At 61.4% G+C, this 14,750-nt stretch carries 12 protein-coding genes; 5 read left to right on the forward strand and 7 right to left on the reverse strand.

Annotated elements, in window-relative coordinates; genetic code table 11:
- Positions 1–169 precede the first annotated feature (169 nt).
- Complete coding sequence (locus ACO6TG_RS21310) at positions 170–3,292, reverse strand: efflux RND transporter permease subunit (RefSeq protein WP_422375041.1); 3,123 nt, start codon at positions 3,290–3,292, stop codon at positions 170–172.
- A complete protein-coding gene (locus ACO6TG_RS21315; RefSeq protein WP_422375042.1) occupies positions 3,289–4,662 on the reverse strand; it encodes an efflux RND transporter periplasmic adaptor subunit in 1,374 nt (457 codons plus the stop codon). Before ACO6TG_RS21315 ends, ACO6TG_RS21310 begins: the two co-directional genes overlap by 4 nt.
- Before the next feature lie 223 nt (positions 4,663–4,885).
- On the opposite strand from ACO6TG_RS21315, the gene ACO6TG_RS21320 reads away from it, so the two are divergent.
- Positions 4,886–5,458, forward strand: coding sequence for a TetR/AcrR family transcriptional regulator (locus ACO6TG_RS21320; RefSeq protein ID WP_422375043.1), 573 nt, complete (start codon positions 4,886–4,888; stop codon positions 5,456–5,458).
- Positions 5,459–5,471: 13 nt separating this feature from the next.
- Here ACO6TG_RS21320 and ACO6TG_RS21325 read toward each other — a convergent pair whose 3' ends face one another.
- A complete protein-coding gene (locus ACO6TG_RS21325; protein ID WP_422375044.1) occupies positions 5,472–6,347 on the reverse strand; it encodes a TIGR01459 family HAD-type hydrolase in 876 nt (291 codons plus the stop codon).
- Positions 6,348–6,511: 164 nt separating this feature from the next.
- On the opposite strand from ACO6TG_RS21325, the gene mutL reads away from it, so the two are divergent.
- Complete coding sequence (gene mutL / locus ACO6TG_RS21330) at positions 6,512–8,395, forward strand: DNA mismatch repair endonuclease MutL (RefSeq protein ID WP_422375045.1); 1,884 nt, start codon at positions 6,512–6,514, stop codon at positions 8,393–8,395.
- Positions 8,396–8,460: 65 nt separating this feature from the next.
- A complete protein-coding gene (locus ACO6TG_RS21335) occupies positions 8,461–9,345 on the forward strand; it encodes an alpha/beta hydrolase (RefSeq protein ID WP_422375046.1) in 885 nt (294 codons plus the stop codon).
- A gap of 111 nt (positions 9,346–9,456) precedes the next feature.
- On the opposite strand, the gene ACO6TG_RS21340 is transcribed toward ACO6TG_RS21335, so the two are convergent.
- A complete protein-coding gene (locus ACO6TG_RS21340) occupies positions 9,457–10,644 on the reverse strand; it encodes a porin (protein ID WP_422375047.1) in 1,188 nt (395 codons plus the stop codon).
- Positions 10,645–10,785: 141 nt separating this feature from the next.
- Entirely contained in the window at positions 10,786–11,214 is a 429-nt protein-coding gene (locus ACO6TG_RS21345) for a nucleoside deaminase (RefSeq protein WP_422378927.1), read from the reverse strand.
- Positions 11,215–11,423: 209 nt separating this feature from the next.
- Between ACO6TG_RS21345 and ACO6TG_RS21350 the strand changes: the two genes are divergently transcribed.
- Both ACO6TG_RS21350 and rsmD read left to right on the forward strand, forming a co-directional pair.
- On the forward strand, positions 11,424–12,833 hold the full coding sequence (locus ACO6TG_RS21350) for a pseudouridine synthase (RefSeq protein WP_422375048.1): 1,410 nt from the start codon (positions 11,424–11,426) through the stop codon (positions 12,831–12,833).
- A complete protein-coding gene (gene rsmD / locus ACO6TG_RS21355) occupies positions 12,830–13,387 on the forward strand; it encodes a 16S rRNA (guanine(966)-N(2))-methyltransferase RsmD (protein ID WP_422375049.1) in 558 nt (185 codons plus the stop codon). The genes ACO6TG_RS21350 and rsmD overlap by 4 nt, the downstream gene beginning before the upstream one ends.
- Positions 13,388–13,394: 7 nt before the next feature.
- On the opposite strand, the gene ACO6TG_RS21360 is transcribed toward rsmD, so the two are convergent.
- Complete coding sequence (locus tag ACO6TG_RS21360; RefSeq protein ID WP_422375050.1) at positions 13,395–14,252, reverse strand: MBL fold metallo-hydrolase; 858 nt, start codon at positions 14,250–14,252, stop codon at positions 13,395–13,397.
- A 184-nt stretch (positions 14,253–14,436) separates the two neighbouring features.
- Positions 14,437–14,721: a hypothetical protein gene (locus ACO6TG_RS21365; protein WP_208988371.1), complete on the reverse strand. Its 285-nt coding sequence runs from the start codon at positions 14,719–14,721 to the stop codon at positions 14,437–14,439.
- Between the last annotated feature and the right edge of the window lie 29 nt (positions 14,722–14,750).

Consider the following 14,750-nt stretch of genomic DNA (forward strand, 5'->3'; position numbering starts at 1 on the left):
GGGAGCCTTTTTTGTTTCTGGCAATGTCCCTTCAGTTGTCATCCCGGTTTGACGCGGCTGCCTCGAGACCCGGACCCAGTAAGCCCGGCAATTGCCGTATGAAAGACTTGGTGACAGCGATTACTGGATCCCGGTCTTGGCTGCGCCAAACCGGGATGACACCTTTGGTTCACGCCATCTCCGCCACGGCCTCCCGGTGTGCCCGCCGTTCAACCGCCAGGGAAGTCAGGCCGAAATCATCCAGGATGGTGTAGAAGGCCGGAACCACGAAAACGATCATCAAGGTCGTGCCGACCAGACCGAAGGAGATCGACGTCACCAGCGGGACCAGCACCTGGGCCTGCGGGCTGGTTTCGAACAACAGCGGCAGCATACCGGCAATGGTCGTTACCGAGGTCAGGAGGATCGCACGGAACCGGGCCTTGGCGCCGAGCGGCGCGATGTCGGCGACATTTTCCATATCCGGGGCGTGTTCATCCTTGATGAACTGCACCAACAGGATGGAATCGTTGACCACGATCCCGGCCAGCGAGATGAAGCCCAGCATGCTCGGCAACGCAAAGTCTATGCCCATCAGGAGGTGCCCCCAGACCGCGCCAATCAGCGCGAACGGGATCAGCACCATAACGACGACTGGCTCGGTATAGCTGCGAAACTGGAAGCTGAGCAGGATGAAGACGAAAATCAGGCCGGTTCCCAGCGCGGCAGCCATGGAGGCCTGGGTCTTGGCACCCTCTGCATTCTGGCCTTCCGTCGAGGCGGCCAGGCCGGGATAGCGGTAAAGCAACTCCGGCAAAAACCGGGTCTGTGTGTCGCTCACAACTTCGTTTGCATTGGCAATGCCGAGGAGCACGTCTCCGGTGATCGTCACGGTCGGAACGCGGTCAATTCGGTTGATTCGCGTGTAGCTTCGGTCAGACAGGACATTGGCAACGGTTCCGAGCGGGACACGATGGCCAGAAGGCGTCTCGATCGTGAACAGTTCCAGATCACCGAGGCTGTTGCGATCGAGGCCATCAAGGCGGACGTCGACCTCGAAACTTTCGGACCCGACCTGAACTTCGTCTGCAGTGATGCCGTTATAGGCCCCTTTCAGCTGGTCGGCGATTTCCTTGGCATCGAGACCGACCGCTCCCGCACCGTCCTTCAGGGAGAGGGCGAGTTCCGGCTTGCCGAGGCTGAGGTCGTCGGAAATGTTGTAAACACCCTCATAGCCGTTCAGCCACGTCTGCAGGTCGGCGGACGCCTTGTCCAGAACAGCCGGGTCGGAATGTGCCAGGCGCAACTCGATCGCACGGCCCGCAGGACCGATGCTGGATTCGGCGAGGATGACCCGGCGGACATCGAGGGTCGGTGACATTTGCTGCCGCCAGCCGCTAAGGATCTCCTGGTTGCCCGCATCGCGTCTTGCGCCTTCCAGCAGATCGACATTGATCGTTGCGAGATGGGCGCCATTCGTTCCGGCATCCGAGTTTTCATTGAAGCGAACCAGCACGTTGTTCAGCAGCGATACGCCTTCCGGATTGCGTGGCGACAGGGCCGCATCCATGCGCTCCAGAGCCGCGATCGCCTCGGCGACAACCAGACGCGTGTCTTCAAGCGTTGCGCTTGCCGGCAATTCGATCCGCGCTTCGATCTGATCGCCCTCCACATTCGGAAAGGCCTGAAACTTCACCAGGCCACCGGCAACCAGCGCCAGTGTCGACAGGAACAGCATGATGCAGATCCCGACCGTGAAATAACGGTTGCGCACCGACCAGGTGGCGCACGGGCCGACGACATGCTCCCGGAGCCAGGAGACACCGGCTTCGGCCTTGCGGGTCACAAGGTTCGGCTTGTCTTTCGCCGCATGTGACAGGTGGTTCGGCAGGATCAGGAAGGCCTCGATCAACGAGATGATCAGCACCAGCAGCATGACAATCGGAATGACCCTCAGGAGATCGCCCAGATCGCCGCTGATGAAGGCAAGTGCACCGAAGATGGCGGCGGTCGTCAGGAACGAGGAAAAGACGCCGGGCGCCACCTGCAGCGTGCCTTGAACGGCAGCCTCAAGAGCATTCAGGCCCTGATGACGTTTGGTGGCAATGTTTTCCGAAATCACGATGGCATCGTCCATCATGATGCCGACCACGATCAGGAGCGCGACCATTGACAACATGTTGATGGTCAGGCCGAGGAGGGACATGATCGCCAGGGCTCCTAAAAAGGAGACCGGCAGTCCCATGCCGATCCAGAAAGCCTGGCGGCCACCAAAGAAGATCCACATGGCGGCCACGACAAGTGCGAGGCCCTGACCGGAATTGCTGACCAGCATCCAGAGCCGGTCCTTCAACGCAATCGAGCCGTCATTGATGACGGTCAGCGTCACGCCGGGTGCTGCCCGGGCTTCTTCTTCCTCTGCAAAGGCCCTGACGCGGTCGACCACCTGAATGAGGTCGTCGCTGCGTGTCATGGAGATATCCAGCACGGCCGCCAGCCGGCCGTTCAGGCGGGTCTCGACTTCTTCATCTTCAAAGAGATCGGTGATGGTGGCGATATCGCCCAGCTTGATCTGCCCGCCCTGTGCGGAAGAGGCGACGATTACGGAGGCGTAGGCGTCGGCGGCAAGCCGCTCGTCTGCAAACCGCAGCAGGATGGAACCGCCGGACGTGGTGATTTCACCGGATGGCGCGTTGATGTTCTGCCGAGACAGGGTATCGGCAATTTCGGAGAGCGTCAGTCCGAGCTCGCGGGCCGCGGCATCGCGCACCTCGATCCGGAACTGACGGTCCGAGAAGCCGGACACCTCAACCTGCGGAATGCCGCCGAATTGCAGCATCCGCTCCTTGACGTCTTCGGCGTAGTTCTTCAGCTGAGGTTTGTCGTCGACCCCGGTGATGACAACGGAGACCGCGTCGCTCAGCCGGCCCTTCTTCTCAAGGACCGGGTCTTCGACCCCATCGGGAAAGTCAGAGATTGCGTTGATCTCCCGATCCACATCCAGCATCAGCTGGTCGATGTCCTTGCCTTCAACGATCCGGATAGTGGCGAGTGCCAGATTCTCCCGGCTGTCGCAGGTCAGTTCGTCAATATTTTCAATGCCATCCAGCGCATCTTCGATCCGCCGGCAGACAGTGCGCTCCACATCAGCCGACGTGGCGCCCGGATAGGCTACGTTGACCGTGATTTCCTTGATCGGGATCTGCGGAAAGGTTTCCATCAGGAGGTTCGGCACGTTCAACAGGCCGAGGATGATCAGGCCGGCCATCAGGAGATTGGCGGCCGTCGGGTGCTTTGCGAAGTAACGGATCATTGCTGCACCTCACCCGGTGAGGCTGCCAGGCCCGTGGCTGCTTCCAGCCGGGTCTGTACGCTCTTGTCCTCGACCGGCTCTAAAAGCATGCCGTCGATCACGGGCGAGACATCGCTGACGATCACACGGGTTCCGTCGGCAAGCGGCTGCTTGAGAAGCACGATGTCGTCAAACCGGTAGGCTATGTCGACATCTTTCAGTTCAAGCCGGTTGTCCTCCGTCACCGTCATGACCCTGCCATCCAGAACGGCACTGCGCGGCAGAATGGTTTTGTCCTCGACGGCCGGTGCGGACAGCACAACTTCCGTGAACATGCCCTTGACCAAAGGTGGCCTCACACCGGGCCGAAGCGTGTCGTAGGGTTTGTCGACGGTGACAATCAGGCCGACGGATCTGGTGTCGGGGTCAACCGTATCGCTGACCCGTTTGACCCGTGCCTGCCAGGTGGCAGCGTCGCCAACCGAACCGACCTTGACCTTTGCCGACAGCCGGTCCAGCGACTGGCGCGCGTGTCGGACACCTTCTTCCGTGTCCAGTTGCCCCGGAAAGGCAAGATTGGCGAAGCCGGACATGTTCGCCGGCGCGATCTGAACATCGATATCCGCAGCCTCGATGCCGTCCAGGGAGCCGATGGAGGTTCCCGCGCCGACATATTGGTCGATCTCGACAGAAACGTCGGAGACGCGGGCAGGAAAGGGCGCTTTGATCGTGGTTCGGGCCAGGTTCAGTTTCGCTGTTTCAAGGCGAACCTCATTCTTGCGTTTGGCCTGTTCCAGGGCCTTTTGCTTGACGGGATTGAGCGCGATTTCGTTCTCAAGATCCTGCACGTCGGAGCGCTGCTGAAGTACAACGGCTTCCTGGTTCTCAACCTGTTGTTCCGAGGTGACCTTACGCTCCAGAAGCGTTTTCAGCCGGGTGAGCTCGCGCTCCTCCAGGTCCAGAACGGCCCTGGAGATTTCCAGCGACTTCTTCTGGGTCTCCAGCGTGACCGCAAGTTCCTCAAGATCGACATCGGCGCTGGCGATATCGGTCTCCGCTTCGGCGATCTCGAGCTCATAGTCTTCCGGCGACAGTTTTATGAGGACATCACCCGCCGCCATGAAATCGCCGCGCTTGAAATTCGGGTTGATGTAAATGACCCTGCCGGAAACCTGGGCAATCGCCTCGAGTGTGCGCGCAGGTTCAACGGTGCCATAGCCGATCACGCGGGGCACGAAGGTCTGCGGGGTTACGGAGACCACGCGAACCACGGTCGCCGTTTCCCCGATATCCAGTCTTTTGGGGGCTTCCTTGCCGCTGACGGCCACATAGAGCGCCGCGGCCCCAAGGGCGATAGGCGGCAGGATCAAGGCTTTGCGCAACACGGACATCTTTTCTCTCCTGGCTGTCACGACAGCCTAACGCGGTCTTCATCCGATTTCCTGCAAGCCCCTGCCAAATTCGCGGCAACCTTAATGGTCGGACTAATGCAAGCCTGTACTTGCAAATAGGCGATCAATGACTTGATTGCAAGTGTTTGCTTGCAAACAGGCTCTAGTCCGGGTTAGCTCTAGGTCGCTTACCGGAATCGTTGCAGGTCAGGTGAGAGGGGCAGTGCCAAAAAGTGTAGACACAGCAGATATTTACGCTGCGGCGATCGCATTGTTCTGCGAGCGCGGCTTTGGCGGCACCACGACCCGGCAGATTGCCGATCGGGCCGGTATCAATGAAGTCACCCTGTTCCGGCGTTTCGGGTCAAAGGCGGCGCTGATGGAGGCTGCGATCATCGACGCGCTGGCGGAAGCCCCCTTCGGGCAGGTGACGCCGAGCGCGGATGTGACGTCGGATCTGTCGACGATCGTTGAAGCGTATCTTGCCACTTACCAGCGCCATGGCGGACTTGCGCTGACGCTGTTCTCGCAATTGCCGCATCACCCGGAACTGGCCGGCACCACACCGGCGCTGATGGAGAACCTGCAAAATGTTGCCGGCGTCCTGGCGCATCATCAGGCACAGGGCCGCATTCGGCCTGGCAACCCGATCCGCTTCGCGGTCGAATTGATCGCACCGCTGGCCATGGTCGGATTTCTGAATCAGTTGGGGATTGGTTCCGGTCATCCCGGGCTGGATCTCAACGACTATGTCGAAACCTATCTGCAGGGCCATCAGGGCCAGCAACCCGGCTGACGACGGTGGTCTTTTACCACCAGAGACGCGGCATCGCGGCGCGGGCGCGCAGACCTTCTTCGATGAGCCGGCGGCGGATGAGATGTTCATCGGGTGCGTCGCTCGGACCGAAATCGGAAGCGTGGATGCCGGCGGTAATGAAGAGCACATCGATGTCCTGGGAGACGGCGCCGCGGATGTCCGTTGGCAGGCCGTCTCCAATCGCCAGGACGTCTTCCTTTGCCACTGGCGCGCCCGCAAGCTTTGCCAGGCGCTCCATGGCGGCGTCGTAGATCGGTGCATGCGGCTTGCCCAGGATGACGACCTCGCCACCCAGATCTTCATAAAGACGCGCAAGAGCCCCGGCGCACCAGATCAACCGGTCGCCGCGTTCGACGACGATGTCCGGATTGGCGCAGATCATGGTCAGTTTCCGCTCGACCAGCTTCTGCAGGCGGTCCCGGTAATCGTCAGGCGTTTCGACTTCGTCATTTGTCAGCCCTGTGCAGCTGATCAGCTCGGCCTCGTCGTCGTTTTCCGTGAAGGTGGCGTTGAGGCCGTCGTAAAGCGGCTGATGCTGATTGTGCCCGATATGCAGAAGGGTCTTGTCGCTTTCCGCCGCCAGGATGACCCGTGTGACATCGCCGGAGGTGACGATGTCATCATAGGCGCCTTTTGAGACACCCATGTCGGAGAGCATTTCGCCGACTTCCTTGGCAGGGCGCGGGGCGTTGGTGATCAGGACCACCTTGCCGCCTGTTTCCTTTCGGTATTGCGCCAGGGCTTTGTGTGCGCCGTCAAAAGCCGATACACCATTGTGCAACACGCCCCAGACATCACACAGGATGCCCTTATAGGACGGCGCAAGGGCGTGGAGCCCGTCAACAAGAAGCGGTGCAGAAACAGTCATGGCGGGGCACTCGGATCACGGTGGGTCTGATAAGCTGCGCGCGAAGAATCGCAATGAACTCGGCGCGGACCATATAGGAACAAGTCCACGTGCGAAACCTGCGACACAAAGAAGATCAAATGCCAAAGTGCACCGGTAACGGCTCTTTGGCTTAAGGCAGTGACATGGCAGTCAGACAACTTGGCGAACAGATAATCAACCAGATCGCGGCCGGGGAAGTCATCGAGCGGCCGGCCAGTGTTATCAAGGAACTGGTCGAAAACGCCGTCGACGCCGGAGCGACCCAGGTCGAGATCGTGACGGCCGCCGGTGGCAAGACGCTGATGCGGGTATCAGACGACGGCAGCGGCATGCGGCGGGAAGACCTGCAGCTGGCGATCCGCCGGCATTGCACATCGAAAATCTCTGACGACGACCTGTTCGACATCCGTACACTCGGCTTTCGCGGAGAAGCTCTCCCCTCCATTGGCTCCGTGGCGCGTCTTGCCATCCAGACCCGGCACAAAGACGAGGACCATGCCTGGGCGATCGCCGTTGAAGGCGGCAAGGAACAAGCGCCGGTCCCGGCGGCCCGGACGAAGGGCACGCAGGTTGAGGTGCGGGATCTGTTCTTTGCGACACCCGCACGTCTGAAATTCCTGAAATCGGACCGGGCGGAAGCCGCGGCGATCACCGAAATCGTCAAGCGGATCGCACTTGCCTATCCGGAAATCGGCTTCTCGCTGTCGGGCGCGGATCGTCAGGCGCAGAGCTGGCCGGCCGCGCGTGGCAGCGACCCGCATCTGGCCCGCATCGCCCAGATCCTCGGCAAGGACTTTGTCGACAACGCGATGGAGATCGACGCCGAACGCGAAGGCGTGCGACTGTCGGGGTTTGCCGGACTGCCCACCCATCACCGCGGCAATGCCCAGCACCAGTTCTTTTTTGTCAATGGCCGTCCGGTGAAGGACAAGTTGCTCCTGTCCGGCCTGCGCGGCGCCTATGCGGATGTACTGGCCCGCGACCGGCATCCGGTCGTGGTCCTGTTCATCGATCTCGATCCGGCGCAGGTGGATGTCAACGTGCACCCGGCCAAGGCGGATGTGCGCTTCCGCGATGCCCAACTGGTACGCGGCCTCCTGGTCGGGGCGATCAAGCATGCGCTGGTCCAGTCCGGTCACCGGTCTTCCACGTCGAATGCAGCTGTCGCCCTCGACGCGATCCGGTCTCAGCCGGGTGGTGGTTCCTACGCGGGGGCTTCCGCCGGATATGCGCCGCAGGGTGGATTTGCAGGCCAGAGCCGGACGGCGGCCGAGCCGCGCTGGGCGCCGGATGTGTTCCGGCCGCTGGAAACGGTCGATGCACCTGTCGCCGGTTTTGCCGAAGCGGCGCGGAATGTTCCTTTGGACCAGGAGCGCTTTTCTGAATTCGCGGTGCCGTCCGCCGATGCACGTGCTCACGACGTTCCGGTCGAAGTCGAAACGACGGCGTTGCCGCTCGGTGCGGCGCGGGCCCAGGTTCACGAGACCTATATCATCGCCCAGACCGGCGACGGAGTGGTGATCGTCGACCAGCATGCGGCCCATGAACGGCTCGTATATGAACGATTGAAAGAGGCCCTGGCGAAAAAGGAAGTCGCCCGGCAGATCCTGCTGATCCCGGAAATCGTCGAACTGCCGGAAGAGGATGCTGCCCGGCTTGCCGAACGCGCGCCGGACCTTGAAAAGGTAGGGCTCTCGCTGGAGGCCTTTGGCCCCGGTGCGATTGCGGTTCGGGAAACGCCGGCCATTCTGGGCGACATGGACATTCAGGGCCTTGTGCAGAACCTGGCCGATGAACTCGCAGAATGGGACACGGCGGACGGGCTGAAGGAAAAGCTCGACCATGTTGCCGCCACGATGGCCTGTCATGGCTCGGTGCGGGCCGGTCGGCGCATGCGTCCGGAGGAAATGGACGCGCTGCTGCGTGACATGGAGGCAACGCCGTTGTCGGGCCAGTGCAATCATGGCCGGCCGACATGGGTGGAGCTGAAGCTGAGCGACATTGAAAAACTGTTCGGCCGCAAGTAATGCCGGCGTGATCTGCAGGCAAACGGTACAGGTATCGGACACAGTCTGACAGGGGAGTGACATTCATGGCCGAGGCTGGAACCGGACGGACCCAACCTGACCCGGACCTGGACAAAGGAACCAGCCTTTCCGGAAAGACGCTGCGTTTTCTGATCAAGATCGCCATCGTCGTCGCGATCGCCTATGTCATGGCGGCAGGCTACATGTACATCAATCAGCGCGGATTTGTGTTTGTCCCGACCGGAGACCTGTCGACGCCCCAGGAAAAGGGGCTGGAAGGCATATCGGTCGAGCAGGCCACGATGGCCGATGGCACCAAGGTCACGGTCTGGCGAGCGGCGCCGACAAAAGCAGGCGCGCCGACCGTTCTCTATCTGCACGGCAATTCAAGCAATCTGTCTGGCCGCTGGAAGCGATTCAAGCAGATCGTGGAGAGTGGTTATGGCCTTTATGCGCCAACCTATCGCGGATACGCCGGCGCCGAAGGCAGCCCGTCCGAAACCGCGTTGATTGCCGACGCCCTGGAGCATTTTGACCGGGCTGCGGAAACCGGCCAGCCGATCATCCTACATGGTGAAAGCCTGGGCACCGGTGTCGCGACCGCCGTAGCTGCTCAGCGGCCGGAGGCGGATCTTCTGGTGCTCGAGGCGCCCTATACCGCACTCGTCGACATGGCGTCCGAACAATATCCCTGGCTGCCCGTTGCCTTCCTGATGAAGGACCAGATGCCGACGCGTGAACGGATCGGCGCTATCGAGGCTCCCGTTTTGATCCTGCATGGTACTGAAGACCGGGTCATTCCGGTCGCGCACGGCAGAAGGCTGTTCGAATTTGCAGCGGATCCGAAGGAGCTGGTGATCGTGGAGGGCGGTGGTCATGGCGATCTTTGGACCAGAGGGCTCTGGGACAAGGTACGCTCGGTCTGGGAAGGCCTCGACAGGGGTACCTGACAGCACCGTTTAGATCCTGCTTGAACCGCCTGCGCCTGAAACGAGACAGCCCCGGATGGACAGTCCGGGGCCGATCCAATTCCGTCTTGTCAGATTGCGTGCAGCCGCACCTTAGAAGGTGCGTTGCAGGCGGAACGTGCCATAGAGCTCATAGGTGTCGTTCAGACCGGAGGCGCGGCTGAAATCGAGATTGCGGTACTGGACTTCCGGGCCCATGATAAAGCCCGAAACGGGTTCCCAGACCACGTTCGCGGATGCGTCCCACTGGGTAAAGTCGTAAGCGCTCGTGCCGCCATCCACATTGTGATAGCCGCCTTCCACGTTGACGTCGATCGTGTCGGTGACGCCGAGATTGATGCCACCGAAAATGTTCAGGGTCCTGGTGGTCTCGGTGCTGTTGCCGTCCCAGACCGCATCCGTGATCCGGCTGTTCCAGCCGGTCGATCCGTAGCCACTGGCGCCATCCGTATAAACGGCCTGCAGAGCCACGCTGCCACCATTGGCAAGACCGCCGAAATTGACTTCGACGCCGCCACCCACGGCCCAGCCGAGTTCATCTTCGCTGCCCCCGGTGACGCCGTTATAGGTGGCGTTCGGGTAGACCTGATGGATGGCCCCCATGACCTGTGCCGAGCCCCAGCCCTGCGCCAATCCGAAAGCTGCAACGAAGTCCGGCATGCGCGTGCCGCCGTAGCCGACCGTTCCGCCGTTCAGGCCGAGACTGGTTTCCCGGCCCGACCGGTCTTCAACGGCAAGTGTTGCATTGAAGCCGTTGCCAAATGCGAACGTATACGCGGCCTGGTTGGTCTTCCGGTCGCTGTAGCTCTCGATCTGGGCGTTGAAGGAATAACCGGTGAAGAAGTCGAAATTCGAACCGCTTCGCCCAGCAAGCAACCCGCCCCACTGAATATACGCCTTGTCCAGCGTGACCGCGGTGTTGTCGGAATTTGTTGCGGTTATGTACATCTCGATGAAGGAGCGCAACGTGCCGAATTCTGTTGCCGTGCGGGCATCGAGATAAAGATAGCCGCGGGACCGCATCTGAAAGCCGTCCGTGTCGCGGTCGCCCCAGGCATTTTCAGCCTCGCCGAAATTCCGGAACCTTGCGTCGAAGCGGACACGGCCGCCGACACGCAGGCAGGTTTCAGTGCCCGGGATGTAGTAGAAGCGGGCGCCGTAGGCATCGCAGATCCGGACATAATCGACCGGTTCCGGCGCAACCGGCAGATCGGCGGCCTGAGCCGGACTGGCAATGGCCACAAGGCCGGCAATCGCCCCAAGAACAGCAAAACGTTTCATGTGACACTCCGTGAGAAGCAGAATTTCCCTTGCGACAAGTATCGCGTCCGGAAGTGACAGAAACTTTTAACAGGATCCCTTTCCGGGCGCCCCGGAGTGATTTTGGTTGCAGGTGTTGCCTCAGTGCAACGCGCTAACTGCTTAACGACGCGACTGGAAAAAGGTCTTGAGCAATCTTGCTGCGCGATTTTCGCCGATGCCCGAATAGACGTCCGGTGCATGATGACACGTCGGCTGGCTGAAGAAACGCGTCCCGTTCTCGACAGCGCCGCCCTTTTCGTCTCCGGCTCCGAAATATAGCCGCCGGATGCGGGCGAAGGAGATCGCCGCGGCGCACATCGGGCAGGGTTCCAGGGTGACATAGAGGTCGCAGTCGGGAAGACGTTGAGACCCGAGCCTTGAACACGCGGCCCGGATGACCTGGATTTCCGCATGCGCGGTCGGGTCGTTGAGCTCAAGCGTTCGATTGCCGTCTCGCGCAAGAAGAACGCCATCCCGGACCAGAACCGCACCAACCGGCACTTCTCCGCGCTCTGCAGCCCTTTCGGCTTCTTCCAGAGCAAGGTCCATGTAGGAGGTCTTGAGATGATCAGGTGCAGATATGCTCATTGGCAAGAAGAAAGCCACGGTTTCAAGGAGTTGTGCCGTCTTCTTAGCCGGATTTCCGCCAATCGTCAGCCCCGGAAAACCACGAGGCATGCGGTCTCCGAAGAGGACCCATGCAAAAATGGTGAAAACAAGCGATTCCCGAACGGGCCAAGCTCTGCTATGACGCGCGCATGACGACAAGAAAATCTTCAGAACGCTCCGGCCGCGGCAACGGTCCGGGACGCGACAAGCGTGCTCCGGGCAAGCGCCGGCCCGCTTCAGGTGCCGCCTATAAGGCGGATGACAGGAAATCCGGTCCCAGGAAAACGGGTTTCAAGAAGCCGGGGCCGAAAACCTCCGGACCGAAACCTGCGGCTGTGCGGGCTCAGGAAGGCACTGACGATCGCGGTGAGCGTATTGCCAAGGTGATGGCGCGGGCGGGGCTCTGCTCCCGACGCGAAGCTGAGACCTGGATCGAGAACGGCCGCGTCCAGCTGAATGGCCAGCTTCTGACCACGCCGGCCGTGACCGTGACGGCTGAGGACAAGGTTCTGGTCGACGGCGAGCCGCTGCCGATGCGCGAGCGCACGCGCCTGTGGCTCTATCACAAGCCTCGCGGCCTGGTGACCACCAACAAGGATCCGGAAGGCCGTCCGACCGTGTTCGACCGGTTGCCGGACGACCTGCCGCGTGTGCTGACCGTCGGCCGGCTCGACATCAACACCGAAGGCCTGCTTCTTCTGACCAATGACGGTGGCCTCGCCCGCGTTCTGGAACTGCCTGCGACAGGCTGGCTGCGCCGCTACCGCGTGCGCGCCTTCGGCAAGGTGACCCAGGCGGATCTGGATGGTCTGAAGGATGGCGTTGCCATTGATGGTGTGCTCTACGGGGCTATCGAGGCCACCCTCGACAAGGAACAGGGCGACAATGTCTGGATGACGGTCGGCCTGCGCGAAGGCAAGAACCGCGAAGTCAAGCGGGTGCTGGAGCATCTGGGCCTCGCGGTGAACCGCCTGATCCGGCTCTCCTATGGGCCTTTTCAGTTGATGGACCTGCCGGAAAACGATGTCCGCGAGATCCGCGGCCGGGTGCTGCGTGACCAGTTGGGCGAAACCCTTGCCGAAGAGGCCGGAGCGGATTTCGATGCACCGATCTTTCATACGCCCAAGCAGGAGCCGGAGAAGAAATCCGGCGGCGCCAAGCGTGGTGGCCGGACCGGTGAGCGCCGCGAAGGGACGCAGGGCAAGTGGCTGACCGCACGGGAAGGCCAGAGCGAAACCGACCGGCGCAAGGCAGCAAAGGCCGAGCGCTCCGAACGCAAGCAGGACCGGAGCAAGGGACCTTCGCAAGGCCCTCGCAAGAACAGCGGTCCACGCCAGGAAAAGGTCTCGCCGCGCTCCCGTTTTCGTATGACGTCCGAGCCGCGGCCGCGCAAGGATTTTGGTGAGGAACAGCGGACACCGCCCCCGCGCCGGATCTGGAGTGAGGACGGGCTTGTCGATGACAAGCAGCAGGAGACACGCACCGGGCGCGACAAACGTGATCGGAACGGCCCACCCAAGGGTGGTCGCGGCCCGCGTGACGGTGGAGACCGTTCGTGAGGATCGTTGCCGGGCGCTTCAAGGGCACGGCGCTGGCAGCGCCAAGGTCCCAGGGCACCCGGCCAACCAGCGACCGTCTTCGCGAAACCATTTTCAACATCCTGGCGCACGGCCTTGAGACGGATCTGGACGGTGCCCGTGTTCTGGACCTCTTCGCCGGTACGGGCGCGCTCGGTTTTGAGGCGATCAGCCGTGGTGCGAACCATTGCACGTTCATCGAGGAAGGTGCGGAAGCACGCGGCGTGATCCGCCGCAACATGGAAACGCTCGGCCTGAACGGCGCGGCGAAGATTTTTCGCCGGGATGCCACCCGTCTCGGCGCAACAGGCACCATCGCACCCTTTGATGTTGTTTTTGCCGATCCGCCCTATGACAAGGGCTTCGGTGAAAAAGCGCTTGTCTCGGCCGCCGCGGGTGGCTGGCTCAAACCCGGAGCAGTTTGCGTTCTGGAAGAAAGGTCTTCTGCCGACATAGACCTGCCCGACGGTTTTGAACTCCTCGACCGGCGTCAGGCCGGTGACAGCCAGGTGCTGTTCCTCCGCTACACGGGCTGAACCGGGGTCAGGCGCCGCCAGGCATCATGATATAGACAGTTGTCTTGGCGGGCAGGGTCGAACGGCTGACGGTGACCGATGACGCCGGGGCTTGCACAATGTCGTATCCCGCTTCCTCGGACCGCTTCGTGAAGGCCGGCAGCGCACCTGCGAAATGGAAATGCATCGGGATGATCATGGCCGGACCGATATTGGCCAGCACATCCATCAGGCTGTCCAGCCGCAGGGTTGAGGAGTTGTCGATGGCTGCGAACACCACATCGATCTGGCCGAGCCGTGTGAGGTCTTCCTTTGTCAGCCGATGATGCAGGTGGCCGAGATGGGCCATGCACAAATCTGCAACTTCAAAGATAAAGATGGAATTTCCCAGGCGCCGGTTTTCGCCGTCCCAGCCACGAATGTTGGTCTGGATATTGCGGATCCGCACGTCACCGACCGTCAGGTCGTGATCCATGGGGCCGCCTTTCGGGTTCCAGCCATAAAGCAGATGTTCGATATTCGGATCCGGGTTCAGGGAATAGTGTGTGCTGTGCGCACCGTTCATGGTCGCAACGGTTGGCGGCAGGAACGGGCGATGGATGTCGTTGTAATCCGTTGCGATCCGCACGCCCCTGGGCGTCTCGAGTTCAAAGGTTGAATGTCCGATATACCGGATCTGGACGTTCCCCTCTGCGATGGAGGCTTTCCAGACGCGGGCTTCCCCGGCAGGCGCTTGAAGGTAGGGAGCCTTGGCAACCAGCTGGCAAATCGCATGGGCCGGGACCAGGGTCGCGGCAAGCAGCGAGAGCGCTGCCGAGCCGACGGCCGCACCGATACGAAGTCGGAGCCAAACCAGCCCAAGAAAAGCGGAAAACAACGAAGCCATCATGCGCCACCCGTGTCCGGAACCTTTGGAATAAGGGTAGGGGCCCGCGGGGCGCTGGCAAGCTCGAAGCCGAACATGCTTGTGAATTGCCAAAAGAAAAGGCAACCGGCTTGCGCAGATCCTGCGAAGGCGGTTGCCAGAGGTGGGGGCGGGTGGGAGGAAGGACCAGCCCCGGATTGGAGGTTCAAATGACGTGGAGGCTGACTGAAGCCTTGCTTCCTTTGTGACGAATATCCTTGTCCAGTTCGGACGGCAGGCCGTTGGCTGCCTGCCGGTGGATCAGGTCGCCGGCATGGCCGGCTTCCGTGATGAGCGCATGCCGGCTGCAGAGGCCCGCGAGCGCCAGGCCAAGGCGGCGGAAATGAGCGCGGCGGTAACAGTAGACCGCGAGCGCCGCCCGCTGGTGCTCCGGCAGCTGACTGCCGAGTTCGGCAACGGCATTGACCGTTGTGGACAGCAAACGCCTCAACAAATCATCCGAAACGGGGCATGTTTCCA

Origin of the sequence: Roseibium sp., assembly GCF_965233565.1 — a bacterium.
Lineage (GTDB): Bacteria > Pseudomonadota > Alphaproteobacteria > Rhizobiales > Stappiaceae > Roseibium.